Source organism: Pseudomonas sp. PONIH3 (assembly GCF_002934345.1).
Lineage (GTDB): Bacteria > Pseudomonadota > Gammaproteobacteria > Pseudomonadales > Pseudomonadaceae > Aquipseudomonas > Aquipseudomonas soli.
On the sequence record NZ_CP026386.1, the window covers coordinates 554483 to 580336 of the forward strand.

The window sequence follows — 25854 nt, forward strand, 5'->3', positions numbered from 1 at the left end:
CTTGCTTAGTGGACTAGACGGCAGAGATTGCTCCTCCGACAATTCTCTGGGCTCTGGGCTCTGGGCTCTGGGCTCTGGGCTCTGGGCTCTGGGCTCTGGGCTCTGGGCTCTGGGCTCTGGGCTCTGGGCTCTCTGGGCTCTCTGGGTCGACTTGGCTTTTGGCCAAGTCGACCCAGACCTCCCCGACGCCACATTCTCGAATGGCAGAGAGATCCTGAGGCTCGGTCAGCAGGAAGCTGCCGCGCCAGAATGGGTGTCGAACCCAAGAGCAGGCGAGCTTGTGGATGTACATGCCGAGACGAAGCTCGGATACGGGAATGCGTTTTACCAACTTATTTTCCTTTCTGAGTTGGGTGGTTAGGCGTGCGCCGAGGCTGGCACCCAGCGGTAGAGCGGAGGTAAGGTCACGCCAAGATTCTTGGATCAGCCGGAACCGCCGAAATTTCCGTCAGCCGATCAACATGGCTTTGTCTCGCGCTCGGTCGATGCGTTCCTGCATCGCCTGCATGACTTCTTCGTGGGTGTACGACTTGGCGTTGGGGTCGTCGGCCTCTCGGAGAGCTTCCTCGACCTCGCGGGTCATCCGCGCATATTCTTCCGGCCACAGCGCTTGCTCCATGCGCAGCGACGCCTGCCCAAGCAGGTGCAGCAGGCCGAACAGCCGCATGTCATTGGTGGCGACGACGTGCTCTCGAATCCGCTCCTGGATCACCTCGCAGGCCCGATGCGCCTCTGGCGTCGCCGTGCCCTCGTAGCCGGCTGGGAGTTCTGCTTCTTCAGCGATTCGCGCCCAAGCGATAGCCAGCGCCTCGATGGTGGACAGGTTCATTTGCTCATCCACTTGCGCAGCAGACGCTTTTTCAGGGAGGCGCGCTCTTGCGGATTGCGTCCCTTGTGGTTGGCAATGCGATCCGCCGTGGCGGCCTGGCGCTTGATGGGCCAGTAGGAGCGGCCATCCTTACCCATCGACCAGACGTTGCTGACCTGGTTTTCCAGTAGAGGCAGATGGGCGCATAGAGCTTCCGGCGACGCGCTGGCCAGCGCGGTGCGCTCGTGGGTTCGCCAGCGCTGATGCCAGAGTTTCTTGTCCTCGCGCTCGCTACGGCAGGTCGTGTGCCCAACGATGGGCGTTTTGCGGCGGCTGCGGCTCATGATGTGGTTGTCTCCAAGAACATTCAGGACAGGCTTTCTGGGTAGAGCGCCGTCACCGGGACAGGGTTTCTTGCACTTGTTCCAGCGAGGTCATCAGATGATCAACCTGATCCTGAAGATCCACGGCGAGATCAAATAGCTCAGCCACTCGGCTGCGTGATCCCTCGTTGAACGCGGCCATTGCCAGTTGATGCAGCTTCAACAGGTCGGTGCGCAGTTGCGGAGGTGCGCCGTCTGCGCTGTCATTCAAATCGCCGCGCAGCACGTCCACGGCATCGACTGCACGCAGCAGTGCCGTGGTATCGAAATTCTCGGGAGTCAGTTCGTCCCATTCGTCGTCGGTGATGCGGGCTGCCATCAGGAGAGCTCCGATTAAGCGGTTGCGAGCGTTAGATGCCCGATCGGCTCGGCTGCTGGCCGTACCTTGATTTCGATGTCGTAGCCGAGGCGATTCAGACAATCCATCAGCTTGCGTTCGGATAGATTGGTGAAGTCGCCGCGCATCATGCCCGACACCTTCGGTTGCGGGATGCCCATGCGTTTGGCCGCCGCTTGTTGAGTCAGCCCAAGGGCGCGCATGGCCCTCCTGATCTCGACCACCAGGCCGGTCTTGATCTTGAGCTTTTCAGCGTCAGGCAGTCCAAGGTCGGCAAAGACGTTGCCCGAGCTGCGCTGAACCTCGACGCCTTCAATGATTCGTTTTTGCATTTCGTAGCTCCTGTGCCAATACCTCGGCCACCTTCAGCCGAGCGCGGATGATGTCCATGTCGGCCTTTGGCGTGGCGATTCCGCTCTTGCTCTTCTTCTGGAAGCAGTGCAGGACGAACACCGCTTCCGCAAACTTGACCGTGTATACCGCTCGATAGGTGCCGCCGGCATCGTCTTCGACGACCTCCAGCACGCCGGCACCACCGAACCCCTTGAGCACCTTTGCTGCGTCATCCTGATCGCCTATCTGCGCCAACGAGAGCGCGTAACCGAAACGGCGACGCACGTCGGACGGCAACGCCATCAAATCCTTGTGGCTGCTCGCGATCCATTCGAGCGGTTTTTCTTTGTTTGTCATGACGGAATTTTATACCTGTTCAGGTAATGATGTAAACGCGGCAACCTCAAGGAGGTGTCGTAAAACATTTGTTTTGCGACAGGCTGTCAGCCGCCGCTGTGCTACCTGTGCAACACCCCCTCAAAAATGTACGGAAAACTCTATCGCTATTCACTATTATGCGGAAACCTGTTTTTGATGGTTATCCGCCTATGTTGGTTGGCTACATGCGCGTGTCGTCGGACTCCGACCGCCAGAGCACGGACTTGCAGCGCGACGCGCTGCTCGCCGCCGGCGTCGATCCGCGTCACCTGTTTGAGGATCGTGCCTCTGGCGCGAAGGATGACCGTGCCGGCTTGGCGCGGGCGCTTGAGTTCGTTCGAGCCGGCGATGTGCTGGTGGTGTGGAAACTCGACCGGCTCGGTCGCTCGCTGTCGCACCTGCTCGCCATTGTGACTTCGCTCAAGGACAAGCGGGTGGCGTTCCGCTCGCTGACAGAGAACCTGGACACTACGACGCCCTCGGGCGAATTCCTGTTCCAGGTGTTCGGTGCGCTCGCGCAGTACGAGCGCGCCTTGATTCAGGAGCGCGTCGTCGCGGGCTTGGCCGCCGCACGCAAACGCGGCCGGATCGGCGGCCGGCCGCAGGCGATCACTGGTGAGAAGCTGGACGCCATCGTCGCCGCGCTCGATGGCGGCATGTCTAAGGCGGCGGTGTGCCGCAACTTCAATGTCAAGCGCACTACGTTGATCGAAACATTGACGCGAGCAGGTTGGCGTGGTGCGGGAAGGACGGTCGATGAGCAACAAGAATAAGCTACTCACCGTCTTTTCTGACGCAGAGCAGGAAGCCTTGTACGGCCTACCGGACTTCGACGATGCTCAGCGGCTGGAATACCTGGCGTTGGCCGAATCTGAACTGGCGTTCGCCAGCAGCCGGCCTAGCCTGCAGGCCCAAGTCTATTGCGTCTTGCAGATCGGCTACTTCAAGGCCAAGCATGCTTTCTTCCGCTTCGATTGGCATGAGGTCGAGGACGATTGCGCCTTCGTGCTGAGTCGCTATTTCCACGGCGAAGCGTTCGAACGCAAGGCGATCACCAAGCATGAGCACTACAGCCAGAGGGGTCAGATCGCCGAACTGTTCGGCTACCGGTCGTGGGCGGCTAGCTTCCTGCCGCAACTGGCACAGCAGGCTGAACAGATCGTGCGGCGCGACGTAATGCCAGGATTCGTGGCCGCCGAACTGATCGTTTGGCTCAGCGAGCACAAAATCATCCGGCCCGGCCACACCACCTTACAAGAGCTGGTCAGTGAAGCCCTGTCCACCGAACGCAGGCGCTTGGGCGGCTTGCTGGCAGAAGTGTTGGACGAATCGGCCAAAGCTGCGCTGGGCCAGCTCCTGGTGCGTGACGACACCCTGTCTCAACTGGCAGCGCTCAAGCAGGACGCTAAAGATTTCGGCTGGCGTCAGATGGCAGGGGAGCGCGAGAAGCGCGCCACGCTGAAGTCCTTGCACGGGATCGCCAAGGCGCTGCTGCCCAAGCTCGGCATCTCGCAGCAGAACCTGCTGTACTACGCGAGCCTGGCGAACTTCTATACCGTCCATGACCTGCGCCACCTGAAGGCGGAGCAGACCCGGCTCTACCTGCTGTGCTATGCCTGGGTACGTTACCGGCAGCTCACCGACAACCTGGTCGACGCGATGGCCTTCCACATGAAAAAACTTGAGGACGAGAGCCGCACGGGTGCGAAACAGTCCTTTGTCGCCGAACAGCTGCGACGCCATCAGGAAACGCCGCAGGTTGGCCGCCTGCTGTCGCTGTACGTGGACGACAGCGTGGCCGATCCGACGCCGTTCGGCGAGGTGCGCCAACGCGCCTACAAAATCATGTCCAGGGAATTGCTGCAAAACACGGCGCAGCGCATGAGCGTCAAGCCACTGAACAAACTGGCGCTGCACTGGCAGGCGGTGGACGGCCTGGCCGAACGCATTCGACGCCATCTACGGCCGCTGTACGTCGCGCTCGACTTCGCCGGCACGGCCCCCGATAACCCATGGCTCGCGGCGCTGACTTGGGCCAAGAGCGTGTTCGCCAAGCAGCAGCGCCTATCACAACGGCCACTCGACGAATGTCCGGCGGCAACGCTGCCGAAACGCTTGCGTCCGTACCTGCTGATGTTCGATGCCGAAGGCACGCCGACAGGCCTGCATGCCGATCGTTACGAATTCTGGCTTTACCGTCAGGTCAGGAAACGCTTCCAGGCGGGCGAGCTCTACATTGACGATAGCTTGCAGCACCGGCATTTGTCCGACGAGTTGGTTTCGATGGACGAGAAAGCCGCCGTGCTCGCGCAGATGGACATCCCCTTCCTGCGGCAGCCGGTCAGTGCCCAGCTCGATGCACTGGCGACCGAGTTGCGTGCGCAATGGGTGGCGTTCAATCGCGAGCTGAAACAGGGCAAGCTGACGCACCTGGAATACGACAAGGACACGCAGAGACTGACCTGGCGCAAGCCCAAGGGGGAGAACCAGAAGGCGCGCGAGCAAGCTCTCTACGAGCAACTGCCATACTGCGATGTCGCCGACGTGTTTCGCTTCGTCAACGGCCAGTGCCAGTTCCTGTCGGCGCTGACACCATTGCAGCCACGCTATGCGAAGAAGGTAGCCGACGCCGACAGTCTGATGGCGGTGATCATTGCCCAAGCCATGAACCACGGCAACCAGGTTATGGCACGTACCAGCGACATCCCGTACCACGTCCTGGAGAGTACCTACCAGCAGTACCTGCGCCAGGCGACGCTACATGTGGCCAACGATTGCATCAGCAACGCCATCGCCGCACTGCCGATCTTCCCGCATTACTCGTTCGACCTCGATTCGTTGTACGGTGCCGTTGATGGGCAGAAATTCGGCGTCGAGCGACCAACTGTGAAGGCGCGCTACTCGCGCAAATATTTCGGCCGCGGCAAGGGCGTCGTCGCCTACACGCTGCTGTGCAATCACGTGCCGTTGAACGGCTACCTGATAGGCGCACACGAGTACGAGGCTCACCACGTGTTCGACATCTGGTACCGCAACACGTCGGACATCGTGCCGAGCGCGATCACCGGCGACATGCACAGCATCAACAAGGCCAACTTCGCCATCCTGCACTGGTTCGGACTTCGTTTCGAGCCGCGCTTCACCGACCTCGACGACCAGTTGCAGGAGCTGTATTGCGCCGATGATTTGGCATTGTACGAGAAATGCCTGATCCGGCCGGCTGGCCAGATCGACCGGCAACTCATCGTCGGTGAGAAGGCGAACATCGACCGAATCGTCGCCACACTGGGCCTGAAGGAAATGACGCAGGGCACGCTGATCCGCAAGCTGTGCACCTATACGGCGCCGAACCCGACGCGGCGCGCAATCTTCGAGTTCGACAAGCTCATCCGCAGTATCTACACACTGCGCTACCTGCGCGACCCGCAACTGGAGCGTAATGTTCACCGCTCGCAGAACCGCATTGAGTCCTATCACCAGCTACGCTCGACCATCGCCCAAGTCGGTGGGAAGAAGGAATTGACCGGCCGCACCGACATCGAAATCGAGATCAGCAACCAGTGCGCCAGGCTGATCGGCAACGCGATCATCTTCTACAACTCGGCGATCCTGTCCCTGCTGCTGACGAAGTACGAGGCAGCTGGCAATGCCAAGGCGCTGGCGTTGATCACGCAGATGTCGCCAGCGGCCTGGCGGCACATCCTGCTGAACGGGCATTACACCTTCCAGACTGACGGCAAGTTCATCGACCTGGATGCGCTCGTGGCGGGACTGGAGCTGGGCTGACGGAAATTTCTGGGATTCCGGCGTACAACCCCGGATTACCCCGGTCTTGAAGGCTTCGGGGTTGAGCGGGCCGTAGTCGATGATCATCGGCAACGCCGCTTGCAGTTTGGCATCGATGGCCTCGTTGACGAATTTCATGGCGGCCACCTTGTGCGGCGAGCCTTTGAGGACGCACAACGAGTTGGTTTCCAGCACACCCTGGTTGTAGTCGAATGCCACGGGTGCGCCGGCGGCCTGTACGGCGGTGATACGGCCGTTCCAGGCCTGGATCATGTCCACTTCGCCGTCGCTGATCAGCTGCGCCGACTGCCCGCCGGACGTCCACCAGGTGGCGATGTCGGGCTTGATCTGCTCAAGCTTGCGGAAGGCGCGATCGACGTCCAGCGGATAGAGCTTGTCCATCGGCACGCCATCGGCCAGCAGCGCGATTTCCAGGGTTGGACGTGGCAGGTTACGTAGGGAGCGCTGGCCCGGGTATTTTTTGGTGTCCCAGAAGTCGGCCCAGGTCTTGGGTACGTCCGCGCCTTTGAACGCGTCCGTGCGATACGCCAGCACCGTGGAGTAGCTGATGTAGCCGACGCTGTATTCGTCCTTGAGGCTGTCGGGTATTTGCGCGGCATTGGGAATCAGCGCAAGGTCGAGCTTCTCGAACAGCCCTTCGGCTTCGCCACGGATGCAGTCGCCAGTGGGCAGGTCCACCACGTCCCAGGTGACCTTGCCGCTCTCGACCTGGGTCTTGATGATCGGGTAGGCCTTGGGCGAGCTGTCCTGTTTGAGCGTCAGACCGAGCTTTTTCGCCGCAGGCTCCAGGATCGCCTTGCTCTGGGCTTCCTGATAAGCACCGCCCTGGGATACGAACGTGATGTCCTCGGCCATGGCCTGGGTGGCGCTACCGATGAACAGGGCCAGACTCGCGAGTTGGAAAGCTGTAGTGCGCAATGTGCTCATGGAAAGACTCCGAATGGTTGGCAGATTTTCTTGGGCGAGCTGTAGGTTTTGTTGTCGGTCGCTCTGCGGGACCATGGAGGTCTAATGTACCGGCTTGTCCGTGAACGAAGCGGCTACAAATGCGCGGATGAAAAGTGGTTTATTGCGAAAATGCGAACGGGCACAGTATTTCGTGCGTCGGGTGCGGGCTTGCGCGCCTGTCGCGAGCAGCCCCGAAGCCCCCGGTAGGAGCGAGCATGCTCGCGATGGCGGTGTGTTGGGTGAGTCATAGCCAAGTCATTCAGCCCACCGTCATCCGCCTCACCACGCGCCGAATCATCGGCGCCGCCAGCACCACCACCGGCAACATCGATACCCACGACAGCGCCCACGCGTTCAACCAGCGGCCGGCAAAGGCCAGGTCGAGCGCATGGGGTGTGGTGGCGATGGCGGCCGCGACCGCGCAGGTCAGGCCGGATTGAACGACGCCGAAAACGAAATGCTCATAACGGGCGGGGATTTTCATCGGGGGTTCTCGAGAAAGAGCGGGGGGGCGCGATGCCCGGCCGCTCGGGCACGATCAAGCCGGTTGCAGTTGCGCGATAGTCTCTTCGGTGGTCCACAACCCGTGGGCGAGGAAGCGGTAATTGATGATGGCCGCCAGGTAGCCGTCGCCATCCGGCAGGCGCGGGCCGGCGGTGGCGTCGCGTACCACGACTATTTCAAAGCCCTGTTCGAGCAGTTCGCGCAGGTGTGATTCCACGCAAAGGTTGGCCGCCATGCCGGCGAGGATGATCTGCGACACGCCTTTCTTGCGCAATTGCAGCGCCAGGTCGTTGGTTTCCGGGCCGTAGACCTTGTGCGGCGAGGCGATGATGGTCTCGCCGTCGAGAATGTACGGCTTGTAGATCTCGAGGAAATCGGCGCCGGAGCCTTCGAAGTTTTCCAGGGTGTTCGGTCCCTTGCGATCGAACATGCAGATGCTGTGCATGACCTTTTCCAGCGGACCGCCAAAATGCCAGTCGTGGTCGTGCGGGTAGTAATAGTGTGGCGACACGGCCACGGGCAGGTCGTGAGCCTTGAAGGCCTTGAACAGTTTTTCCAGGTTTTCGACGGTGTTGTTCTCGACGATGCTCTCACCGAACACCGCCCAACTGGCGCCGGCAGGGCTGAGGAAGTCGTTCTGTGGGTCGATGACCACCAGGGCGGCTTTGCTCAGGTCGAGCTTGAAACCAGTGGCAGGCAGTGCGGGTTCGGCGGGGTCGGCGTACAGATGGCTCATGACGATTTACCTCTTGGGTGCTTGCGTGGATGAGACGTGAATGTTGCTTTATATAAATGACCAGTCGTCTTATTAATGAGGAAAAAAAACTCACTCCAATAGCCGAGGCAAGACCATCGATACGAAACGCTGCAGAGGTGCACCGTCGCGCAGGACCTTGCCGCGCATGACCGCACCTTCCCAGCCTTCGACGATGACACTGGCCAGCGCTTCGGCGTCGTGAGTTTCAGAGAGTTCGCGGCGCTGCTGCGCTTCACGCAGGCAGCTCGCGAGCAAACCTTCCCAGCGCGCCAGCACATCGGCCAGACGCTTGCGGGTTTGTTCGCTGCCATTGGACATTTCCAGGGACAGGTTGCCAATCAGGCAACCCAGGCTGTATTCATGCTCGCCGTGCTCGAGCACCAGGGCCTGGAAGAACTGGCCGATGCGCTCCAGCGGCTTGACCCGGGCGTCGTAGAAGATCGGCCCGTGGCGGGTTTCGATCGAGGTCCAGTATTCCTCGAGGATCTCTGCCGCGAAGTCTTCCTTGCTGGCGAAGTAGTTGTAGAAAGAGCCCTTGGGAATCTCGGCAGCGGCGGTGATGTCCTGGACGCCGCAGCCGTTGAAGCCACGGTTGTGAACCACCTGGCGGCCAATCGACAGCAAACGGGATCTGACTTCGAGGTTGACCGGGCGAGCCATGACAGAGACATCCAGTGATGAGAAAGTTTTAATAAACTAACTGGTCATCTATGTTTCGTCAACAGTCGAATTGACTGCCAATCAGTCCGCCTGCGCCATCTCGATGTACTCGAGCATCTTCTCGTTGCCATCGAGAATGTCACGGCAGATGGCCGCCCGTGCCGCCGCGCCATCGCGGCGCTTGAGTGCGTCGAGCACTTCCCAGTGATGGTCGATGGCCATGCGCTCGTTGAAGTTGCCATAGGCACGGGCGATCAGTGGGCCGGTGCGCATCCACAGGCTATCGAGCAAACCCGCCAGCACCGGCATGCGCGCGATGGTGGTCAGCGCGTAGTGAAATTGCTGATTGCACTTGAGAGCGGCTTGCAAGTCCTGGGCGTTGATCGCGGCGATGTTGTTTTCGATGCAGGCTTGCAGGTCTGCGAGTTCGCTGTCGGTCACCAGCGCGGCGGCCGTCTCCGCAGCCAGGCCTTCAAGCGCCAGGCGGATGCTGCGGATCTCGCCGTATTGCGCGGCGGTGAGGATGGGTACGCGGATGTCACGCGGGGTCTTGAGGATCAGCGCCTGTTCCTTGGCCAGTTGCAGGATCGCGTCGCGCACCGGTGTGACGCTGGTGCCCAGTTGTTCGGCCAGGTCGCGGATGCGCAGGCGGTCATCGGGCTGGAAACGCCCGGTGATCAGTGCCTCGCGCAGCAACTCGTAGATGCCACTGCCCAGGTAAGAGTGATTGAGGGTTTGAATAGGGTAGGGGTTGCTCATTGATCGCTCATCTGCGGCGGATGCCCGGCCCGAATGATGGAAGTTTCCGGCCGGGATTTCCAGATTATTTCAGACGTGCTGACCACCGTTGACATGAATCTCCGAACCGTTGATGTACGACGCGCCTCGGGTGCAGAGGAAATGCACCAGGGATGCGACTTCTTCCGGCTTGCCCAAGCGGTGCATGGGGATCTGCTGATCGACGATCAGTTCGGTCCCGGCAGACAGGATCGACGTCTCGATCTCACCCGGTGCAATCGCATTGACGGGGTTTGGGGAGCAATGGAACCAAAAACCAACGTAAGCTCTGAATCCCACCGTAAAGGGGCTTTCCGATCTCCAGCTCACCCGCCAGGCATTACTCTCTGATCAGTGCCTCGATGATCGGGCAGATCGTTCCGCCGTCTCCCGCATCACATTGCTGCACCAGTTCGCCTAACAGTTGCTGCATGACGACCAAGTCGGCCATCTTCTGCTCGATCAACGCGAGCTTGCGTGCAGCCCGTGCTCGCGTTTCGGCACAGGCGCACGACTCATCCAGCGTCAGCAGTCCACCGACTTCCGAGAGCGTGAAACCCAGCGCCTGAGCCCGCTTGATGAAACGCAGTCGCTTCACCATGTCCACCGGATAGCGCCGATGGCCACCCAAGGGTTTGGCTGGTTCATCCAGCAGCCCGCGTCGCTGGTAGTAGCGGATCGTCTCGACGTTCACCCCGGCGGCGTCTGCCAGCTTGCCAATGGTCAGCTCTGTGGCCATCACTTTCTCCTTGATTCCGTACTTTGGTACGGAGTTTAGAATAGCACCTAGGCAATCAGGCTCAGGAGATGGGAATGGGGATGCAACTCACCGGGAAAGGCTCGCTGGTCGCGAGTTCGCTGACCGCCATCGGTGCGTCGGTGTGCTGTGTCGGGCCACTGGTGCTGTTGGCACTCGGTGTCGGCGGTACGTGGGTGGGCGCTCTGACCATGATGGAGCCACTACGCCCCCTCTTCATCGGGTTGACTCTACTGTTCCTGGGATTGGCATTCCGCAAGCTCTACCTGGTGCCACAGGTTTGTACGCCAGGTACACCCTGCGCCGATCCGCGCACGCTCGTGCGACAGCGACTCGTGTTCTGGATCGTCAGCGTGCTGCTGCTCGGCCTATTGGCCGTGCCGTGGCTCGCCCCGCTGTTCTACTGAAGGAGATTAACCATGCGCAAACTGCTGATCGCCGTGCTTTTCGCCTTGCCCTTCGTGGCGCTGGCGGCTCCCCCGAAAACCGTCACGCTCGACGTGCAGAACATGACGTGCGGACTCTGTCCGATCACGGTCAAGAAGTCGCTGGAGAAGGTGTCCGGCGTGAGTGACGTCCAGGTCAATTTCGACCAGAAGACGGCGACCGTCACCTACGATCCCGATAAGGCCCAGCCCGAGGCACTGACTGAGGCGACCGCGAACGCGGGATACCCCTCCACAGTGCAGAAGTGAGGTCACGATGAGCGCCATTGTCCTTGAGTCCGTGCTGACTTGCCCGCGCTGCGGCTTCGCCAAGCCGGAAACCATGCCCACGGACGCCTGCCAGTTCTATTACGAGTGCAGCAACTGCAAGGCGCTGCTGCGCCCCAACCCAGGGGATTGCTGCGTTTTCTGTTCGTTCGGCTCGGTGAAGTGCCCGCCGATCCAGCAGCAGCTTGGGTGTTGCTCATAGCGTTTAGGGGGATCACAGGTCGTCGTCTGGATTACGCAGTGGCCGCAGCTCGCCGCGCGCAACTTCTTCCGGTACCGCAAAGGAATACCGCCCGAGCATGTTGATGTGCTCGTAGATCAGCGGCGATAGCCGGGCCAAATCCTCTTCCAGCACTGGATAGCCGTGCTGCTTGAGCCGTTCCACGGCCGCCGTCATGTAGAGGGTGTTCCACAGCACGATGATGTTCACCACCAGGCCCAGAGCACCGAGCTGGTCTTCCTGGCCTTCGCGGTAGCGCTGGCGGAGCTCGCCGCGTTTGCCGTGGAACACGGCGCGGGCCAGGCTGTGCCGGCCTTCGCCTCGGTTCAACTGGGTCAGGGTGGCGCGGCGCTTGGACTCGTCGTCGATATAGGTCAACGTGTGCAGAGTCTTTTCGATCCGCCCGAATTCGGCCAGCGCCTGGGCCAGCCGGGTGGGTCTATCTCCCGTTTGCAGCGTGCGCATGATGCCAGTCGCCGGCACCCGGCCGAGTTTGAGCGAGCCGGCCAGGCGCAGCAGGTCGTCCCAGTGCTCGGCGATCAGGTCGAGTTTGACCGACTGGCGGGCCAGCCCGTTGAGCTTGCCGTAGTCCGCGTCCGGGCGCGTGCGCCAGAAGCGGGTACCGCCGACATCGGCCAGCCGCGGACTGAAGTGGTAGCCAAGTAGGCGGAAGAGCCCGAACACCACATCGCTGTAGGCCCCGGTGTCGGTCATGATTTGCGTCGGCTGCAACTCGGTCTGCTGTTCCAGCACGACCGCCAGCAACACCAGGCTGTCGCGCAGCGTGCCGGGCACGGTGATGGCGTTGAGGCCGGAGAATTGGTCGGAAATCAGGTTGTACCAGGTGACACCCCGGCCGGTGCCGAAATACTTCGGATTGGGGCCGGCATGCACGGTGCGCACCGGTACGACGAAGCGCATGCCATCGGCGGAGGCGACCTCGCCGCCACCCCAGACTTGGGCCAGTTCCAGTTGGCTTTGCGCTCCGACCAGGATGGCGTTAGCCGCTGACAGGGTGTCGTCGCGGATATAATTCTGGCTGACCCAGGACAGCCGGTCACGGCGCAGCGCCGGGTTGTCGGTGCGGATCAAGGGCTCCAGGCCGGTGTTGCAGGCCCCGCCCAACAGCACCGCGCAGAGGCTGGTGACCAGGTTGTCGGCGCGTGCATTGCGTTCGGAGACATGGGTGAAGGCCTCGGAAAAGCCAGTGCGGGCGGCGATTTTCAAGAGGATTTCCGGCAGATCGACACGCGGCATCAGGTCAGACACGGCCGCCCGCAGTTGCAGCAACGAGCAGGGCTCGTCCAGCTTGTCCAGCGCCCCGAGCGACAGTTCGGTCTTGCCCTCGGTGTTCTCGCTCAGTTGAATCGCCGGGTTGTCGGGCAGGCGCGCGGCTACTGCCAGCCAGGTTGCATCCAGCTCGACGGACAAGGCGTCCAGGGTGGTTTTGGCGTCGATGGTCAGGCCCAGTGACCGGCAGATGATCGGTCGCGCCGCCAGCCATTCGGCACCGTCGAGCAGGCCAAGGCGCGGGTCGGCATAGCGCCAACTGGGCGAGACGAAGACATCGCGGCGGCGCAGGGCCGTGCGCAGCGCATCGAGCGTGCAGAACACATAGGCACCCATGTCGAGGGAGCCATCTTCGCGGGTGATGTGCTTCTGCCAAGCCTTGGCCACGATCTCCTGCGGCGCGTCATCCTCTGGCTTCCGGCGCGGCAGGTTCAGTTGCAGCCACTCCAGACTAGCCGCCACGCCCTTGCCGGCCGGGCTGAAGCCGAAGCGGATGTGCTTGAGCAGGTCGGGCAGGAAGCGGCGCACGCTGCGGTAGCGCGCTTCCAATGCAAGAAAATAGACGTCATCTACCGGGCGGATCAGCGCGTTGACCTCTTCCAGGGCCTTTTCCAGGGTGGTCCTCGGCAGGTCGTTGAACAGCCGGGCGCGCACGTTGTCATCGCTGATCGAGCTGTCCAGCACGACCTTGCACGCGGCGGCGAGCGTCGCGGCCGACCGATCCAGGTCTTTCAGGCTGCGCATGCGGGCTTTCTTGTCGGCCTTCTCCGCGTTGCTGAACAGGTCGCGCAGCAAGGCCTCCAGGACTTCCAGTGCGTCGTCGTGCGCAGTCGCCTCCAGGCAGAGTGCGAAGGCCACCAGTGTCGCCATCCGCCGCGACGCCGGCAGCCGATTAATCGCGGTGACCTTGGCCGTGTTGGCGAAGCGGGCCAGGGCGGCGATACGGCTGGGAGGGATGTGCGCCGCCGCCGGCAAGGTGATGCCGATGCCGCGCACGTCATCGAGCCGGCGCAGTGCCCGAATCAACGCGGGGCCACTGACCATGACCGGGCCGGAGCGCAATTGATCCAGCCGGGAGCTGCGGTTGCCTTCGGCCACCGTCAGCAAGTCTTGCAGTTGCAATCGCTGTTCCTCAGTCACGCTGCGGCCCAGCGTAAACCAGAGGCGTTCTTCGACCCGACTGCGCAACTGGGCGATAAAGCGCTCTAGTTGAGACACACCAGGCAGGAGGACTTTCTGTGTGAACAGCCACGAGGTGGCTCGCTCAAACAGCACTCCCGGCCGGTCGGTGCCCGTCCAGCAGAGGGCATACAGCCAGCGGCTCAAGCGAAAGCCGATGCCCGGATCGGTGAAATGACGATAGCCAAAGCGGTTCTGAATATCGGTGGCATGTATCCAGCGGCGATGATCGCTATAGCGCTGGAGGCAGTCGGGGTCTGGAATCGCCAGTTGTCGGCAAAGCACCTGCAGGACTTCCACCGGCACGGCGGCGGGCTTGTCCGGCAGAACGCCAACGAAGCGGACGGTGGTCAGCAGAACGGCATAACCCAGACGGTTATGGCTACCCCGCAGCACCTGGATGGCTTCACGGTCTTCATCGCTCAGGTGGAAGTAACGTTCCAGCTCTTCACGGCTGGGCGAATCAACATAGCGGCCAAAACCGTCGCGTTGCTCTTGAGTCAGAAAACCGACCGGCATTGATCACAGCACCTCGACGCAGAACACGGCGGGCGTGACGATCCGCGTGCGTTCGATGTGCCCGCGTTGCAGCAGGCCGGCGCGGCGATCACCGGTTACCAGGTAGTCCGCATCGCCCGCCAAGGCCATGGCCAGCAAAAACGAGTCATCCGGATCATCGGCTTCGACCTCGATGGTCAGGCGCTCCAGTACCACAGCCCGTTGCAGGTTATTGATCATGGCGCCCACCTTGGCGGGCTGTAGGATGGCCTGAAGCTTGGGATAGCGGCTGGCTCGACGAATTTCATCGAGTTGCATCCGCGAGGTCACCACCTCGAAACGCGCCGCCCGCCAGGCACGGTAGATCGCATCGGGCGCGCCATGTGGCGAGATCAGGGCGCTGAACAGGATGTTGGTATCCAACACGACCCGCATCAGCGCTTACGTGCCCAGTCGAGCGCTTCGTCAACCGCGTTGGTCAATTCTGCCTCACTCAGATGGGCGTTAGCGGCCTTGGCCTGCTCAGCGCTCAGCTCCAGGATGTGTGCCCGTACCGCTTCTTCGATGAAGCGCGACAGGTCGCCCTTACGGCCGCCGCCCTGGCTGGCCAGAAACATCCGAAGCGACTGGTCGGTGTCGGCCGAGACGGCGACATTCCAGCGAATGGTATTCATAGCGTTCTCCGCTAATAGGTGTTTGTGTGTTTATACGCCAATCACAAAGGGCGATGCAATGGTTCGACAAAACGAACGTATATGTGACAGGTACGACATGCTGATAGGCTACATGCGGGTATCGAAGGCGGACGGCTCCCAGGCTACCGATTTGCAGCGCGACGCGCTGATTGCCGCCGGGGTCGATCCAGTACATCTTTACGAGGACCAGGCATCCGGCATGCGCGAGGATCGGCCCGGCTTGACGAGCTGCCTGAAGGCGTTGCGAACTGGCGACACACTGGTCGTGTGGAAACTGGATCGGCTCGGACGCGACCTGCGACATCTCATCAACACCGTGCACGACCTGACTGGGCGCGGCATCGGCTTGAAGGTATTAACCGGGCACGGCGCGGCCATCGACACCACGACCGCCGCCGGCAAGCTGGTCTTTGGCATCTTCGCCGCCCTGGCCGAGTTCGAGCGCGAGTTGATCGCGGAGCGCACGATTGCCGGCCTAGCCTCGGCCCGCGCGCGCGGGCGGAAAGGCGGCCGGCCGTTCAAGATGACCGCCGCCAAGCTGCGGCTGGCGATGGCGGCAATGGGTCAGCCAGAGACCAAGGTCGGCGACCTGTGCCAGGAACTTGGCGTCACGCGGCAGACCCTGTATCGGCATGTTTCACCCAAGGGTGAGCTACGTCCAGATGGCGAGAAGCTACTCAGCCGAATTTGATGCCGGCATGAGGCAACGTAGCGACAGCGTGGTTTGTCTCAATGGGAAGCGCTCATGATCGATCTTTGAAGGCCCGCAGCAGTCGTGTCACAGACAGGACGAACAAACCGGTCAGCGTGAGGGCTGCGATACCCCAGTACTCTCCGATGAACGCGCCGGCCGTCGTGCCGGCCAGCACAATGGCGAGAATCGGCAAATGGCAGGGACAGGTGAGCACGGCCAGCGCGCCCCACAGGTAGCCGGTGATCGGTTTGTGCGTCTCGGACGGCAAGCGCTCGGGGCTGTTCATGGCAGACTCTCCGCGTGCTGTGCCGGCTCGGTCGGCATGGTGGCCAACTGCACCTCCAGATCGGCCAACGCTTCGCGCCGACGCTCGACGAACTGGCGCAGAACGGCAAGCTGCGCGGCCGCTTCATCGCCGTCCGCAGCATCCAGCGCCCGGCACAGCCGCGCCAGCGCGTCCAGGCCGATGCCCGCCTCGAAGGCCGCCCGCACGAAGCACAGCCGTTGCAAGGCGGCATCATCGAACAGGCCATAGCCGCCCGGGGTGCACGCCACCGGACGCAGCAATCCGCGCAGCAGGTAGTCGCGCACGATATGCACGCTCACCCCGGCATCAAGGGCCAGCCGGGACACGGTGTAGGCGCTCATTGAAAACCTCCTTTTTTTATCCAGCGCAGCAGGAAAGCTGCTTCACGTCCTTGTTGAAGGTCTGCGCCGCAAGCTTCAACCCCTCGACCATTGTCAGGTAGGGGAACAACTGGTCGGCCAGTTCCTGCACCGTCATGCGGTTGCGGATGGCGAGCACCGCCGTCTGGATCAGTTCGCCCGCTTCCGGGGCCACCGCCTGCACGCCGATGAGCCGTCCGCTACCTTCCTCGATGACCAGCTTGATGAAGCCGCGTGTGTCGAAGTTGGCAAGCGCTCGCGGAACGTTGTCGAGTGTCAGCGTGCGACTGTCGGTCTCGATGCCATCGTGGTGCGCTTCCGCCTCGCTGTAGCCCACGGTGGCGACTTGCGGGTCGGTGAACACCACTGCCGGCATCGCGGTCAGATTGAGGGCTGCGTCGCCGCCGGTCATGTTGATCGCGGCACGGGTGCCGGCGGCCGCTGCCACGTAGACGAACTGCGGCTGGTCGGTGCAGTCGCCGGCCGCGTAGATGTTCGGGTTGCTCGTGCGCATGCCTTGGTCGATAACGATGGCCCCTTGCGCATTGACAGTGACCCCCGCCGCGTCCAGCGCGAGGCTGCGCGTATTCGGTGCCCGACCGGTGGCAACCAGCAACTTGTCAGCGCGCAATTCACCGTGTCCGGTGGTCAGCACGAATTCGCCGTTCACATGGGCGACCTGGCTGGCTTGCGTGTGCTCCAGCACCTCGATGCCCTCGGCGCGGAAAGCGGCTGTCACGGCCTCGCCGATGGCCGGGTCTTCCCGGAAGAACAAGGTGCTGCGTGCCAGGATCGTGACCTGGCTGCCGAGCCGGGCAAAGGCTTGCGCCAGTTCCAACGCCACCACCGACGAACCGATCACGGCCAGGCGTGCGGGAATGGTGTCGCTGACAAGCGCTTCGGTGGAAGTCCAGTAGGGTGACTCTTTCAGGCCCGGAATCGGCGGCACGGCCGGACTGGCACCGGTGGCGACCAGGCAGCGGTCGAACGTTACCTCGCGCTCGCCACCCTCGTTCAAACGGACGACCAGGCTCTGGTCGTCCTTGAAACGCGCTTCACCGTGCAAAACGGTGATGGCTGGATTGCCGTCCAGGATGCCTTCGTATTTGGCGTGCCGCAGTTCATCGACACGGGCCTGCTGCTGGGCCAGCAGTTTGCTGCGGTCAATCGCAGGCACAGTTGCCGCAATACCGCCGTCGAACGGACTTTCCCGGCGCAGATGGGCAATATGGGCAGCGCGGATCATGATCTTGGACGGCACACAGCCGATATTGACGCAGGTGCCGCCGATGGTGCCGCGTTCGATCAGCGTGACCGTCGCGCCTTGCTCGACGGCCTTCAGCGCCGCCGCCATCGCGGCCCCGCCGCTGCCAATGATGGCGATATGCAAACCGGCGCCCTCAAGTGCATCACGGATTTTTGGTTCATCTTTGAAATCACCAACCCGGATCGAGCCTTGATAACCCAATGCGGCGATGGCGGCCAGCAGTTGGTTGTGGCTCACGGCGGTGTCTGCCATGACTTGCGCGCGGCTTTCTGGATAGGACACCACAGCGGCATTCACGCCGGGAATCTTTTCCAAAGCATCTTTGACATGGGTGGCGCAGGATGTGCAGGTCATGCCATTCACGGTGATTTCGGTCATTTTTTTACTCCATTGAATTTCGGGGTGCAGCAGGCATCGGCTTGGCGTTTTCGTTGGATGGCGTAGATGGTCAAGCCGATGAAAATCGCCAGCGCAGGCAGCAGCACATAGTCCAGATAGCCGGTCAGCGCGGACAAGCCGACCACACCGAGCAAAATGACCAGAACAGGGGTGAAGCAACACAGCGCCACGAGGGTTGTGCCAATGATGCTGACCCGCAGCAGTGTCTTCGGGTCTTTCATGATCAGTTCTTGACTGATGATGGGTAGCCCGCATCCTCGGTAGCCTTGGTCAGTTTCTGCACGCTGGTCTTGGCATCATCGAAGGTGACCACCGCTTCGCGCGTCTCGAAGGTCACGTCAACTTTACTGACGCCATCGACCTTGGAAATCGCCTTCTTGACAGTGATCGGACAGGCCGAGCAGGTCATGCCCGGTACGGACAGCGTAACGGTCTGGGTGGCGGCCCACACGGGGGCAACAACGGCAGCGAGGGCAAGGGCGGAAAGCAGCTTTTTCATGGTGAACTCCTGTGATCAATAGAAAAATGGCACGACGTAGGGAAATCCGAGCGCGACCAAAACCAGCACGGCCACGCCCCAGAAAATGAGCTTGTAAGTAGCTCGCACTTGGGGAATCGCGCAAACCTCACCCGGTTTGCAGGCGGCTGACGGCCGGTAGATGCGCCGCCAGGCGAAGAACAACGCCACCAGCGCCACGCCGATAAAGATGGGGCGATAGGGTTCCAACACCGTCAAGTTGCCGATCCAAGCGCCGCTGAACCCCAAGGCGATCAGAACCAGCGGCCCGAGGCAGCAAGCCGAGGCGAGGATGGCGGCCAGCCCGCCAGTGAAGAGCGCGCCGCGCCCGTTTTGAGGTTCAGACATACGTTTGTCCTTTCGAATCTGAATTGGATAGCTTAAGCTTACTTCCGTAGTTATGTACGGAGTCAAGCGATATGGAAAACAATTTGGAGAACCTGACCATTGGCGTTTTCGCCAGGACGGCCGGGGTCAATGTGGAGACCATCCGGTTCTATCAGCGCAAGGGCTTGCTCCCGGAACCGGACAAGCCTTACGGCAGCATTCGCCGCTATGGCGAGACGGATGTAACGCGGGTGCGCTTCGTGAAATCAGCCCAGCGGTTGGGCTTCAGCCTGGATGAGATCGCCGAGCTGCTGCGGCTGGAGGATGGCACCCATTGCGAGGAAGCCAGCAGCCTGGCCGAGCACAAGCTCAAGGACGTGCGCGAGAGGATGGCTGACCTGGCGCGCATGGAGGCCGTGCTGTCTGATTTGGTGTGCGCCTGCCATGCGCGGAAGGGGAACGTTTCCTGCCCGCTGATTGCGTCACTGCAAGGGAAGAAAGAACCGCGCAGTGCGGACGCGGTGTAGCCCGAGGGAACTACGCCTTAGCGTGCTTTATTTTCCGTTTTCTGAGGCGACTCCTTCATCGACCTATGTAAAACGACTCCTTTATCGAAATAGTGCACTCATCGCTCTCCACGGCGATCCCTTCATCGCGAATTGCACCGCCCAAGACGATCTGCACTGAAATCAATACTTTCTGATGCCTCTTGATTAGAGATGCCAGCCATAATCATCTCATCGCCAACGCATACGGCGTTCGGCAGCCAACACACTCTCACTCACTACTGGAAGCTCAGACATGAAAACCATAGGCATTGAAAACTCGAAGTCCAGCGTACAGGCCCACTTAACGCTTGGAACCAAAACTATGGGGCTAGGTATCTATGGCGCGTACTTGGCTCTCGCTATTATTTACTTCTGGTTCGGCGGCATGAAATTTACCCACTACGAGGCCGAGGGCCTGGTTCCACTGGTGAGCAACAGCCCGCTTTTGGGATGGGTGTATAGCATTTTTTCGGTCGACATGTTCTCCAGCCTGCTCGGCATACTAGAGATTTCGATCGGCACTCTGATCGCAGGCCGCATGCTGTCGCCCAAACTATCCGTGGTAGGAGGCGCTCTGTCTGCAGGCCTGTTCTTCACAACCCTTAGCTTTATGTTTTCCACTCCGGGCGTCATTGAGCCTAGTTTAGGGTTTCCGGCGATTTCCGTTGCGCCAGGTCAGTTTCTGCTTAAAGACTTAGGGTTGCTTGCTGTTTCGATATTTGTGGCAGGCCATTCGCTGGTTGAACTGGAAAAACGTAAAATTAATGCATAATTTTTTCAATGGCTTAAGGCAGTAATGCCTTAGGCCTTTTTGCCATCATTTTCCCCCGCCAGATCTTTCAACCAGTCACGAGGGCTCAACCCCGTCTTGCGTCTAAATGCGCGAGACAGCGCCGAAGGACTTTCGTAGCCGACTTGAGCTGCAATCAGCGTAATCGAGCGCCCTTCTCGCATCAGCTTCTGAGCCAGGCTAACTCGCCAACTCAACAAATAATCAGCAGGCGTCTGTCCGATGACACTCTTGAAATGCACGGCATACGCAGCGCGTGACATATTTGACTCACTGGCCAGCTCTGCTATTGACCAGGCATGTTCCGGGGAGTTGTGCATCTGTAAAAGCGATCGGGCAAGCCGCATGTCGGCCAGTCCAGCCATCATTCCGGTGCGCAACTGGTGATGATCGAGCAGGTAACGGAGCAACAGAATGATTAGGAGCTCAAATAAGCGCTCAAGCGCGGCTTCCCTTCCACAATGCACATTTGCCGCCTCGGCAAACATCCACTCCAACGTGTCTGCCAGCATGGGCAGATCATCGAGTGCGAGCACCAAACAGTCCGGTAATGAAGCCGACAAAGGATTATCAATTCCGCCCTCAAACTCCATGGAAGCACACAACAACTTTGCGCCATCGGACTCACCCGCAAACAATTGATGCTTGGCGGGGCGTGGCATAAAAATCAAGCTAGGGCGAGTGAGCTGCAAATCCTTGCGATCGGGACCAAGCAACGTCACGCTGCCGGCCTGAAGCAGATGGATATAACCTCGCCGCTCGGCGCCATCGTAAGATGCAGAGCCGCATAGGTCGCCGTCATAGAACAGATTGGCCCGCACGCCGAACCGCGAGAGCAAATTAGACAAACGATCCATTGGCCGATCCTTGACGAGTCAGAACGCACAGACCATACCATCTGCGTTGTCGTTCAGTGCCTGTAGCGAACATGCCGGCGTAAATCAGCCAACGGATAAAGTGATCACTGAGCAGCTCAGCCTCCCTTTCCAGTTCGGCTGTTAAAAAAACAACACCGTTGTTTGAAAGCACCAGCAAATCAAGTGCTCACTCTTCTATTTTACGGGGTTGTACGCCGGAATCCCAGAAATTTCCGTCAGCCCAGCTCCAGTCCCGCCACGAGCGCATCCAGGTCGATGAACTTGCCGTCAGTCTGGAAGGTGTAATGCCCGTTCAGCAGGATGTGCCGCCAGGCCGCTGGCGACATCTGCGTGATCAACGCCAGCGCCTTGGCATTGCCAGCTGCCTCGTACTTCGTCAGCAGCAGGGACAGGATCGCCGAGTTGTAGAAGATGATCGCGTTGCCGATCAGCCTGGCGCACTGGTTGCTGATCTCGATTTCGATGTCGGTGCGGCCGGTCAATTCCTTCTTCCCACCGACTTGGGCGATGGTCGAGCGTAGCTGGTGATAGGACTCAATGCGGTTCTGCGAGCGGTGAACATTACGCTCCAGTTGCGGGTCGCGCAGGTAGCGCAGTGTGTAGATACTGCGGATGAGCTTGTCGAACTCGAAGATTGCGCGCCGCGTCGGGTTCGGCGCCGTATAGGTGCACAGCTTGCGGATCAGCGTGCCCTGCGTCATTTCCTTCAGGCCCAGTGTGGCGACGATTCGGTCGATGTTCGCCTTCTCACCGACGATGAGTTGCCGGTCGATCTGGCCAGCCGGCCGGATCAGGCATTTCTCGTACAATGCCAGATCATCGGCGCAATACAGCTCCTGCAACTGGTCGTCGAGGTCGGTGAAGCGCGGCTCGAAACGAAGTCCGAACCAGTGCAGGATGGCGAAGTTGGCCTTGTTGATGCTGTGCATGTCGCCGGTGATCGCGCTCGGCACGATGTCCGACGTGTTGCGGTACCAGATGTCGAACACGTGGTGAGCCTCGTACTCGTGTGCGCCTATCAGGTAGCCGTTCAACGGCACGTGATTGCACAGCAGCGTGTAGGCGACGACGCCCTTGCCGCGGCCGAAATATTTGCGCGAGTAGCGCGCCTTCACAGTTGGTCGCTCGACGCCGAATTTCTGCCCATCAACGGCACCGTACAACGAATCGAGGTCGAACGAGTAATGCGGGAAGATCGGCAGTGCGGCGATGGCGTTGCTGATGCAATCGTTGGCCACATGTAGCGTCGCCTGGCGCAGGTACTGCTGGTAGGTACTCTCCAGGACGTGGTACGGGATGTCGCTGGTACGTGCCATAACCTGGTTGCCGTGGTTCATGGCTTGGGCAATGATCACCGCCATCAGACTGTCGGCGTCGGCTACCTTCTTCGCATAGCGTGGCTGCAATGGTGTCAGCGCCGACAGGAACTGGCACTGGCCGTTGACGAAGCGAAACACGTCGGCGACATCGCAGTATGGCAGTTGCTCGTAGAGAGCTTGCTCGCGCGCCTTCTGGTTCTCCCCCTTGGGCTTGCGCCAGGTCAGTCTCTGCGTGTCCTTGTCGTATTCCAGGTGCGTCAGCTTGCCCTGTTTCAGCTCGCGATTGAACGCCACCCATTGCGCACGCAACTCGGTCGCCAGTGCATCGAGCTGGGCACTGACCGGCTGCCGCAGGAAGGGGATGTCCATCTGCGCGAGCACGGCGGCTTTCTCGTCCATCGAAACCAACTCGTCGGACAAATGCCGGTGCTGCAAGCTATCGTCAATGTAGAGCTCGCCCGCCTGGAAGCGTTTCCTGACCTGACGGTAAAGCCAGAATTCGTAACGATCGGCATGCAGGCCTGTCGGCGTGCCTTCGGCATCGAACATCAGCAGGTACGGACGCAAGCGTTTCGGCAGCGTTGCCGCCGGACATTCGTCGAGTGGCCGTTGTGATAGGCGCTGCTGCTTGGCGAACACGCTCTTGGCCCAAGTCAGCGCCGCGAGCCATGGGTTATCGGGGGCCGTGCCGGCGAAGTCGAGCGCGACGTACAGCGGCCGTAGATGGCGTCGAATGCGTTCGGCCAGGCCGTCCACCGCCTGCCAGTGCAGCGCCAGTTTGTTCAGTGGCTTGACGCTCATGCGCTGCGCCGTGTTTTGCAGCAATTCCCTGGACATGATTTTGTAGGCGCGTTGGCGCACCTCGCCGAACGGCGTCGGATCGGCCACGCTGTCGTCCACGTACAGCGACAGCAGGCGGCCAACCTGCGGCGTTTCCTGATGGCGTCGCAGCTGTTCGGCGACAAAGGACTGTTTCGCACCCGTGCGGCTCTCGTCCTCAAGTTTTTTCATGTGGAAGGCCATCGCGTCGACCAGGTTGTCGGTGAGCTGCCGGTAACGTACCCAGGCATAGCACAGCAGGTAGAGCCGGGTCTGCTCCGCCTTCAGGTGGCGCAGGTCATGGACGGTATAGAAGTTCGCCAGGCTCGCGTAGTACAGCAGGTTCTGCTGCGAGATGCCGAGCTTGGGCAGCAGCGCCTTGGCGATCCCGTGCAAGGACTTCAGCGTGGCGCGCTTCTCGCGCTCCCCTGCCATCTGACGCCAGCCGAAATCTTTAGCGTCCTGCTTGAGCGCTGCCAGTTGAGACAGGGTGTCGTCACGCACCAGGAGCTGGCCCAGCGCAGCTTTGGCCGATTCGTCCAACACTTCTGCCAGCAAGCCGCCCAAGCGCCTGCGTTCGGTGGACAGGGCTTCACTGACCAGCTCTTGTAAGGTGGTGTGGCCGGGCCGGATGATTTTGTGCTCGCTGAGCCAAACGATCAGTTCGGCGGCCACGAATCCTGGCATTACGTCGCGCCGCACGATCTGTTCAGCCTGCTGTGCCAGTTGCGGCAGGAAGCTAGCCGCCCACGACCGGTAGCCGAACAGTTCGGCGATCTGACCCCTCTGGCTGTAGTGCTCATGCTTGGTGATCGCCTTGCGTTCGAACGCTTCGCCGTGGAAATAGCGACTCAGCACGAAGGCGCAATCGTCCTCGACCTCATGCCAATCGAAGCGGAAGAAAGCATGCTTGGCCTTGAAGTAGCCGATCTGCAAGACGCAATAGACTTGGGCCTGCAGGCTAGGCCGGCTGCTGGCGAACGCCAGTTCAGATTCGGCCAACGCCAGGTATTCCAGCCGCTGAGCATCGTCGAAGTCCGGTAGGCCGTACAAGGCTTCCTGCTCTGCGTCAGAAAAGACGGTGAGTAGCTTATTCTTGTTGCTCATCGACCGTCCTTCCCGCACCACGCCAACCTGCTCGCGTCAATGTTTCGATCAACGTAGTGCGCTTGACATTGAAGTTGCGGCACACCGCCGCCTTAGACATGCCGCCATCGAGCGCGGCGACGATGGCGTCCAGCTTCTCACCAGTGATCGCCTGCGGCCGGCCGCCGATCCGGCCGCGTTTGCGTGCGGCGGCCAAGCCCGCGACGACGCGCTCCTGAATCAAGGCGCGCTCGTACTGCGCGAGCGCACCGAACACCTGGAACAGGAATTCGCCCGAGGGCGTCGTAGTGTCCAGGTTCTCTGTCAGCGAGCGGAACGCCACCCGCTTGTCCTTGAGCGAAGTCACAATGGCGAGCAGGTGCGACAGCGAGCGACCGAGCCGGTCGAGTTTCCACACCACCAGCACATCGCCGGCTCGAACGAACTCAAGCGCCCGCGCCAAGCCGGCACGGTCATCCTTCGCGCCAGAGGCACGATCCTCAAACAGGTGACGCGGATCGACGCCGGCGGCGAGCAGCGCGTCGCGCTGCAAGTCCGTGCTCTGGCGGTCGGAGTCCGACGACACGCGCATGTAGCCAACCAACATAGGCGGATAACCATCAAAAACAGGTTTCCGCATAATAGTGAATAGCGATAGAGTTTTCCGTACATTTTTGAGGGGGTGTTGCACAGGTAGCACAGCGGCGGCTGACAGCCTGTCGCAAAACAAATGTTTTACGACACCTCCTTGAGGTTGCCGCGTTTACATCATTACCTGAACAGGTATAAAATTCCGTCATGACAAACAAAGAAAAACCGCTCGAATGGATCGCGAGCAGCCACAAGGATTTGATGGCGTTGCCGTCCGACGTGCGTCGCCGTTTCGGTTACGCGCTCTCGTTGGCGCAGATAGGCGATCAGGATGACGCAGCAAAGGTGCTCAAGGGGTTCGGTGGTGCCGGCGTGCTGGAGGTCGTCGAAGACGATGCCGGCGGCACCTATCGAGCGGTATACACGGTCAAGTTTGCGGAAGCGGTGTTCGTCCTGCACTGCTTCCAGAAGAAGAGCAAGAGCGGAATCGCCACGCCAAAGGCCGACATGGACATCATCCGCGCTCGGCTGAAGGTGGCCGAGGTATTGGCACAGGAGCTACGAAATGCAAAAACGAATCATTGAAGGCGTCGAGGTTCAGCGCAGCTCGGGCAACGTCTTTGCCGACCTTGGACTGCCTGACGCTGAAAAGCTCAAGATCAAGACCGGCCTGGTGGTCGAGATCAGGAGGGCCATGCGCGCCCTTGGGCTGACTCAACAAGCGGCGGCCAAACGCATGGGCATCCCGCAACCGAAGGTGTCGGGCATGATGCGCGGCGACTTCACCAATCTATCCGAACGCAAGCTGATGGATTGTCTGAATCGCCTCGGCTACGACATCGAAATCAAGGTACGGCCAGCAGCCGAGCCGATCGGGCATCTAACGCTCGCAACCGCTTAATCGGAGCT

Annotated in this window: 32 protein-coding genes and 3 pseudogenes; 10 read left to right on the top strand and 25 right to left on the bottom strand. The window is 60.7% G+C overall.

All coding sequences use genetic code 11. The annotated features are described in order from the left end of the window. Nucleotides 1–13: 13 nt before the first annotated feature. From C3F42_RS30075 to C3F42_RS02530, 6 genes and pseudogenes are all read right to left on the bottom strand, one after another. A complete protein-coding gene (locus C3F42_RS30075; protein ID WP_305891226.1) occupies nucleotides 14–292 on the bottom strand; it encodes a DUF3391 domain-containing protein in 279 nt (92 codons plus the stop codon). 156 nt (nucleotides 293–448) lie between these two features. After that, on the bottom strand, nucleotides 449–829 hold the full coding sequence (locus C3F42_RS02510) for a hypothetical protein (protein WP_001054412.1): 381 nt from the start codon (nucleotides 827–829) through the stop codon (nucleotides 449–451). Continuing rightward, nucleotides 826–1152, bottom strand: coding sequence for a hypothetical protein (locus C3F42_RS02515; RefSeq protein WP_000091614.1), 327 nt, complete (start codon nucleotides 1150–1152; stop codon nucleotides 826–828). The genes C3F42_RS02510 and C3F42_RS02515 overlap by 4 nt, the downstream gene beginning before the upstream one ends. A gap of 23 nt (nucleotides 1153–1175) precedes the next feature. Next, nucleotides 1176–1510: pseudogene (locus tag C3F42_RS02520) on the bottom strand (transposase). A 14-nt stretch (nucleotides 1511–1524) separates the two neighbouring features. Continuing rightward, entirely contained in the window at nucleotides 1525–1860 is a 336-nt protein-coding gene (locus C3F42_RS02525; RefSeq protein WP_001172026.1) for a helix-turn-helix domain-containing protein, read from the bottom strand. Next, the gene (locus tag C3F42_RS02530) at nucleotides 1841–2218 is read right to left on the bottom strand and encodes a type II toxin-antitoxin system RelE/ParE family toxin (RefSeq protein WP_003151133.1); all 378 of its coding nucleotides are present in this window, start codon (nucleotides 2216–2218) and stop codon (nucleotides 1841–1843) included. Before C3F42_RS02530 ends, C3F42_RS02525 begins: the two co-directional genes overlap by 20 nt. Nucleotides 2219–2409: 191 nt before the next feature. On the opposite strand from C3F42_RS02530, the gene C3F42_RS02535 reads away from it, so the two are divergent. Next, nucleotides 2410–3012 carry a recombinase family protein gene (locus tag C3F42_RS02535; RefSeq protein ID WP_010465829.1) on the top strand — a complete coding sequence of 201 codons (603 nt, stop codon included), beginning with the start codon at nucleotides 2410–2412 and terminating at the stop codon, nucleotides 3010–3012. Beyond that, nucleotides 2996–6025, top strand: a complete 3030-nt coding sequence (locus C3F42_RS02540; RefSeq protein WP_024015041.1) for a Tn3 family transposase — start codon at nucleotides 2996–2998, stop codon at nucleotides 6023–6025. Before C3F42_RS02535 ends, C3F42_RS02540 begins: the two co-directional genes overlap by 17 nt. A 105-nt stretch (nucleotides 6026–6130) precedes the next feature. Here C3F42_RS02540 and C3F42_RS02545 read toward each other — a convergent pair. The 7 genes and pseudogenes from C3F42_RS02545 to merR (C3F42_RS02575) form a co-directional block, all read right to left on the bottom strand. Then, nucleotides 6131–7048 (bottom strand): annotated as a pseudogene (locus tag C3F42_RS02545) (ABC transporter substrate-binding protein); the annotation flags it as partial. 205 nt (nucleotides 7049–7253) lie between these two features. Further along, on the bottom strand, nucleotides 7254–7478 hold the full coding sequence (locus C3F42_RS02550) for a DUF2798 domain-containing protein (RefSeq protein WP_003465037.1): 225 nt from the start codon (nucleotides 7476–7478) through the stop codon (nucleotides 7254–7256). A 54-nt stretch (nucleotides 7479–7532) separates the two neighbouring features. Next, nucleotides 7533–8234 carry a cysteine hydrolase family protein gene (locus C3F42_RS02555; protein WP_003465039.1) on the bottom strand — a complete coding sequence of 234 codons (702 nt, stop codon included), beginning with the start codon at nucleotides 8232–8234 and terminating at the stop codon, nucleotides 7533–7535. Between the two features lie 90 nt (nucleotides 8235–8324). Next, a complete protein-coding gene (locus C3F42_RS02560) occupies nucleotides 8325–8915 on the bottom strand; it encodes a TetR/AcrR family transcriptional regulator (protein ID WP_003465041.1) in 591 nt (196 codons plus the stop codon). Between the two features lie 81 nt (nucleotides 8916–8996). After that, a complete protein-coding gene (locus C3F42_RS02565) occupies nucleotides 8997–9674 on the bottom strand; it encodes a GntR family transcriptional regulator (RefSeq protein WP_016487046.1) in 678 nt (225 codons plus the stop codon). Nucleotides 9675–9743: 69 nt separating this feature from the next. Further along, nucleotides 9744–9941 (bottom strand): annotated as a pseudogene (locus tag C3F42_RS02570) (SDR family oxidoreductase); the annotation flags it as partial. A gap of 91 nt (nucleotides 9942–10032) precedes the next feature. Then, complete coding sequence (merR, locus tag C3F42_RS02575; RefSeq protein WP_003089120.1) at nucleotides 10033–10431, bottom strand: Hg(II)-responsive transcriptional regulator; 399 nt, start codon at nucleotides 10429–10431, stop codon at nucleotides 10033–10035. A gap of 74 nt (nucleotides 10432–10505) precedes the next feature. Between merR (C3F42_RS02575) and C3F42_RS02580 the strand changes: the two genes are divergently transcribed. Genes C3F42_RS02580 through C3F42_RS02590 form a run of 3 tightly spaced genes read left to right on the top strand, consistent with a single transcriptional unit; the run spans nucleotide 10506 to nucleotide 11364 of the window. Further along, nucleotides 10506–10856, top strand: a complete 351-nt coding sequence (locus C3F42_RS02580; protein WP_003089115.1) for a mercuric transporter MerT family protein — start codon at nucleotides 10506–10508, stop codon at nucleotides 10854–10856. 12 nt (nucleotides 10857–10868) lie between these two features. Continuing rightward, nucleotides 10869–11144, top strand: coding sequence for a mercury resistance system periplasmic binding protein MerP (gene merP / locus C3F42_RS02585; protein WP_003150552.1), 276 nt, complete (start codon nucleotides 10869–10871; stop codon nucleotides 11142–11144). A 7-nt stretch (nucleotides 11145–11151) separates the two neighbouring features. Next, on the top strand, nucleotides 11152–11364 hold the full coding sequence (locus C3F42_RS02590; protein WP_003089113.1) for a GDCCVxC domain-containing (seleno)protein: 213 nt from the start codon (nucleotides 11152–11154) through the stop codon (nucleotides 11362–11364). 12 nt (nucleotides 11365–11376) lie between these two features. Here the strand turns inward: C3F42_RS02590 and C3F42_RS02595 are convergent, their stop codons facing one another. From C3F42_RS02595 to C3F42_RS02605, 3 genes are read right to left on the bottom strand one after another with little or no spacing between them, the layout of a single operon-like run. Then, on the bottom strand, nucleotides 11377–14370 hold the full coding sequence (locus tag C3F42_RS02595; RefSeq protein WP_104443924.1) for a Tn3 family transposase: 2994 nt from the start codon (nucleotides 14368–14370) through the stop codon (nucleotides 11377–11379). Nucleotides 14371–14373: 3 nt separating this feature from the next. Next, nucleotides 14374–14784: a putative toxin-antitoxin system toxin component, PIN family gene (locus tag C3F42_RS02600; RefSeq protein ID WP_003150546.1), complete on the bottom strand. Its 411-nt coding sequence runs from the start codon at nucleotides 14782–14784 to the stop codon at nucleotides 14374–14376. Next, nucleotides 14784–15023 carry a ribbon-helix-helix domain-containing protein gene (locus C3F42_RS02605; RefSeq protein WP_003089107.1) on the bottom strand — a complete coding sequence of 80 codons (240 nt, stop codon included), beginning with the start codon at nucleotides 15021–15023 and terminating at the stop codon, nucleotides 14784–14786. The genes C3F42_RS02600 and C3F42_RS02605 overlap by 1 nt, the downstream gene beginning before the upstream one ends. Nucleotides 15024–15120: 97 nt before the next feature. Here C3F42_RS02605 and C3F42_RS02610 point away from each other — a divergent pair, with 97 nt between their 5' ends. Continuing rightward, on the top strand, nucleotides 15121–15735 hold the full coding sequence (locus C3F42_RS02610) for a recombinase family protein (RefSeq protein WP_000904941.1): 615 nt from the start codon (nucleotides 15121–15123) through the stop codon (nucleotides 15733–15735). 52 nt (nucleotides 15736–15787) lie between these two features. Here the strand turns inward: C3F42_RS02610 and merE are convergent, their stop codons facing one another. Genes merE through merT form a run of 6 tightly spaced genes read right to left on the bottom strand, consistent with a single transcriptional unit; the run spans nucleotide 15788 to nucleotide 18935 of the window. Beyond that, nucleotides 15788–16024 carry a broad-spectrum mercury transporter MerE gene (merE, locus tag C3F42_RS02615; protein ID WP_001087809.1) on the bottom strand — a complete coding sequence of 79 codons (237 nt, stop codon included), beginning with the start codon at nucleotides 16022–16024 and terminating at the stop codon, nucleotides 15788–15790. Further along, complete coding sequence (merD, locus tag C3F42_RS02620; protein ID WP_003465059.1) at nucleotides 16021–16386, bottom strand: mercury resistance co-regulator MerD; 366 nt, start codon at nucleotides 16384–16386, stop codon at nucleotides 16021–16023. The genes merE and merD overlap by 4 nt, the downstream gene beginning before the upstream one ends. A 16-nt stretch (nucleotides 16387–16402) precedes the next feature. Then, nucleotides 16403–18049: a mercury(II) reductase gene (gene merA, locus C3F42_RS02625; protein ID WP_000136268.1), complete on the bottom strand. Its 1647-nt coding sequence runs from the start codon at nucleotides 18047–18049 to the stop codon at nucleotides 16403–16405. Further along, nucleotides 18046–18291 (bottom strand): mercury resistance system transport protein MerF, encoded by a 246-nt coding sequence (gene merF / locus C3F42_RS02630; protein ID WP_000654684.1) that lies wholly within the window; start codon nucleotides 18289–18291, stop codon nucleotides 18046–18048. Before merF ends, merA begins: the two co-directional genes overlap by 4 nt. Before the next feature lie 2 nt (nucleotides 18292–18293). Beyond that, on the bottom strand, nucleotides 18294–18569 hold the full coding sequence (gene merP, locus C3F42_RS02635) for a mercury resistance system periplasmic binding protein MerP (protein ID WP_000735441.1): 276 nt from the start codon (nucleotides 18567–18569) through the stop codon (nucleotides 18294–18296). Between the two features lie 15 nt (nucleotides 18570–18584). After that, entirely contained in the window at nucleotides 18585–18935 is a 351-nt protein-coding gene (gene merT, locus C3F42_RS02640) for a mercuric ion transporter MerT (RefSeq protein ID WP_001294667.1), read from the bottom strand. 71 nt (nucleotides 18936–19006) lie between these two features. Between merT and merR (C3F42_RS02645) the strand changes: the two genes are divergently transcribed. After that, nucleotides 19007–19441 carry an Hg(II)-responsive transcriptional regulator gene (gene merR / locus C3F42_RS02645; protein WP_000429838.1) on the top strand — a complete coding sequence of 145 codons (435 nt, stop codon included), beginning with the start codon at nucleotides 19007–19009 and terminating at the stop codon, nucleotides 19439–19441. 274 nt (nucleotides 19442–19715) lie between these two features. Beyond that, nucleotides 19716–20234: a YkgB family protein gene (locus C3F42_RS02650; RefSeq protein WP_003464991.1), complete on the top strand. Its 519-nt coding sequence runs from the start codon at nucleotides 19716–19718 to the stop codon at nucleotides 20232–20234. A gap of 29 nt (nucleotides 20235–20263) precedes the next feature. Here C3F42_RS02650 and C3F42_RS02655 read toward each other — a convergent pair whose 3' ends face one another. From C3F42_RS02655 to C3F42_RS02665, 3 genes are all read right to left on the bottom strand, one after another. Further along, nucleotides 20264–21109, bottom strand: coding sequence for an AraC family transcriptional regulator (locus C3F42_RS02655; protein WP_003464995.1), 846 nt, complete (start codon nucleotides 21107–21109; stop codon nucleotides 20264–20266). A 236-nt stretch (nucleotides 21110–21345) separates the two neighbouring features. Further along, nucleotides 21346–24375: a Tn3 family transposase gene (locus tag C3F42_RS02660; RefSeq protein ID WP_024015041.1), complete on the bottom strand. Its 3030-nt coding sequence runs from the start codon at nucleotides 24373–24375 to the stop codon at nucleotides 21346–21348. After that, nucleotides 24359–24961 (bottom strand): recombinase family protein, encoded by a 603-nt coding sequence (locus C3F42_RS02665; RefSeq protein ID WP_010465829.1) that lies wholly within the window; start codon nucleotides 24959–24961, stop codon nucleotides 24359–24361. Before C3F42_RS02665 ends, C3F42_RS02660 begins: the two co-directional genes overlap by 17 nt. Before the next feature lie 191 nt (nucleotides 24962–25152). Between C3F42_RS02665 and C3F42_RS02670 the strand changes: the two genes are divergently transcribed. Next, nucleotides 25153–25530 (top strand): type II toxin-antitoxin system RelE/ParE family toxin, encoded by a 378-nt coding sequence (locus C3F42_RS02670; RefSeq protein WP_003151133.1) that lies wholly within the window; start codon nucleotides 25153–25155, stop codon nucleotides 25528–25530. After that, nucleotides 25511–25846, top strand: coding sequence for a helix-turn-helix domain-containing protein (locus C3F42_RS02675; protein WP_001172026.1), 336 nt, complete (start codon nucleotides 25511–25513; stop codon nucleotides 25844–25846). The genes C3F42_RS02670 and C3F42_RS02675 overlap by 20 nt, the downstream gene beginning before the upstream one ends. Nucleotides 25847–25854 lie beyond the last annotated feature (8 nt).

Excerpts from the sequence above, each read along its gene's own strand:
- C3F42_RS30075 (WP_305891226.1), bottom strand. The coding sequence starts at position 292 with ATGTACATCCACAAGCTCGCCTGCTCTTGGGTTCGACACCCATTCTGG.
- C3F42_RS02510 (WP_001054412.1), bottom strand. The coding sequence starts at position 829 with ATGAACCTGTCCACCATCGAGGCGCTGGCTATCGCTTGGGCGCGAATC.
- C3F42_RS02515 (WP_000091614.1), bottom strand. The coding sequence starts at position 1,152 with ATGAGCCGCAGCCGCCGCAAAACGCCCATCGTTGGGCACACGACCTGC.
- C3F42_RS02525 (WP_001172026.1), bottom strand. The coding sequence starts at position 1,860 with ATGCAAAAACGAATCATTGAAGGCGTCGAGGTTCAGCGCAGCTCGGGC.
- C3F42_RS02530 (WP_003151133.1), bottom strand. The coding sequence starts at position 2,218 with ATGACAAACAAAGAAAAACCGCTCGAATGGATCGCGAGCAGCCACAAG.
- C3F42_RS02535 (WP_010465829.1), top strand. The coding sequence starts at position 2,410 with ATGTTGGTTGGCTACATGCGCGTGTCGTCGGACTCCGACCGCCAGAGC.
- C3F42_RS02540 (WP_024015041.1), top strand. The coding sequence starts at position 2,996 with ATGAGCAACAAGAATAAGCTACTCACCGTCTTTTCTGACGCAGAGCAG.
- C3F42_RS02550 (WP_003465037.1), bottom strand. The coding sequence starts at position 7,478 with ATGAAAATCCCCGCCCGTTATGAGCATTTCGTTTTCGGCGTCGTTCAA.
- C3F42_RS02555 (WP_003465039.1), bottom strand. The coding sequence starts at position 8,234 with ATGAGCCATCTGTACGCCGACCCCGCCGAACCCGCACTGCCTGCCACT.
- C3F42_RS02560 (WP_003465041.1), bottom strand. The coding sequence starts at position 8,915 with ATGGCTCGCCCGGTCAACCTCGAAGTCAGATCCCGTTTGCTGTCGATT.
- C3F42_RS02565 (WP_016487046.1), bottom strand. The coding sequence starts at position 9,674 with ATGAGCAACCCCTACCCTATTCAAACCCTCAATCACTCTTACCTGGGC.
- merR (WP_003089120.1), bottom strand. The coding sequence starts at position 10,431 with ATGGCCACAGAGCTGACCATTGGCAAGCTGGCAGACGCCGCCGGGGTG.
- C3F42_RS02580 (WP_003089115.1), top strand. The coding sequence starts at position 10,506 with ATGGGGATGCAACTCACCGGGAAAGGCTCGCTGGTCGCGAGTTCGCTG.
- merP (WP_003150552.1), top strand. The coding sequence starts at position 10,869 with ATGCGCAAACTGCTGATCGCCGTGCTTTTCGCCTTGCCCTTCGTGGCG.
- C3F42_RS02590 (WP_003089113.1), top strand. The coding sequence starts at position 11,152 with ATGAGCGCCATTGTCCTTGAGTCCGTGCTGACTTGCCCGCGCTGCGGC.
- C3F42_RS02595 (WP_104443924.1), bottom strand. The coding sequence starts at position 14,370 with ATGCCGGTCGGTTTTCTGACTCAAGAGCAACGCGACGGTTTTGGCCGC.
- C3F42_RS02600 (WP_003150546.1), bottom strand. The coding sequence starts at position 14,784 with ATGCGGGTCGTGTTGGATACCAACATCCTGTTCAGCGCCCTGATCTCG.
- C3F42_RS02605 (WP_003089107.1), bottom strand. The coding sequence starts at position 15,023 with ATGAATACCATTCGCTGGAATGTCGCCGTCTCGGCCGACACCGACCAG.
- C3F42_RS02610 (WP_000904941.1), top strand. The coding sequence starts at position 15,121 with ATGCTGATAGGCTACATGCGGGTATCGAAGGCGGACGGCTCCCAGGCT.
- merE (WP_001087809.1), bottom strand. The coding sequence starts at position 16,024 with ATGAACAGCCCCGAGCGCTTGCCGTCCGAGACGCACAAACCGATCACC.
- merD (WP_003465059.1), bottom strand. The coding sequence starts at position 16,386 with ATGAGCGCCTACACCGTGTCCCGGCTGGCCCTTGATGCCGGGGTGAGC.
- merA (WP_000136268.1), bottom strand. The coding sequence starts at position 18,049 with ATGACCGAAATCACCGTGAATGGCATGACCTGCACATCCTGCGCCACC.
- merF (WP_000654684.1), bottom strand. The coding sequence starts at position 18,291 with ATGAAAGACCCGAAGACACTGCTGCGGGTCAGCATCATTGGCACAACC.
- merP (WP_000735441.1), bottom strand. The coding sequence starts at position 18,569 with ATGAAAAAGCTGCTTTCCGCCCTTGCCCTCGCTGCCGTTGTTGCCCCC.
- merT (WP_001294667.1), bottom strand. The coding sequence starts at position 18,935 with ATGTCTGAACCTCAAAACGGGCGCGGCGCGCTCTTCACTGGCGGGCTG.
- merR (WP_000429838.1), top strand. The coding sequence starts at position 19,007 with ATGGAAAACAATTTGGAGAACCTGACCATTGGCGTTTTCGCCAGGACG.
- C3F42_RS02650 (WP_003464991.1), top strand. The coding sequence starts at position 19,716 with ATGAAAACCATAGGCATTGAAAACTCGAAGTCCAGCGTACAGGCCCAC.
- C3F42_RS02655 (WP_003464995.1), bottom strand. The coding sequence starts at position 21,109 with ATGGATCGTTTGTCTAATTTGCTCTCGCGGTTCGGCGTGCGGGCCAAT.
- C3F42_RS02660 (WP_024015041.1), bottom strand. The coding sequence starts at position 24,375 with ATGAGCAACAAGAATAAGCTACTCACCGTCTTTTCTGACGCAGAGCAG.
- C3F42_RS02665 (WP_010465829.1), bottom strand. The coding sequence starts at position 24,961 with ATGTTGGTTGGCTACATGCGCGTGTCGTCGGACTCCGACCGCCAGAGC.
- C3F42_RS02670 (WP_003151133.1), top strand. The coding sequence starts at position 25,153 with ATGACAAACAAAGAAAAACCGCTCGAATGGATCGCGAGCAGCCACAAG.
- C3F42_RS02675 (WP_001172026.1), top strand. The coding sequence starts at position 25,511 with ATGCAAAAACGAATCATTGAAGGCGTCGAGGTTCAGCGCAGCTCGGGC.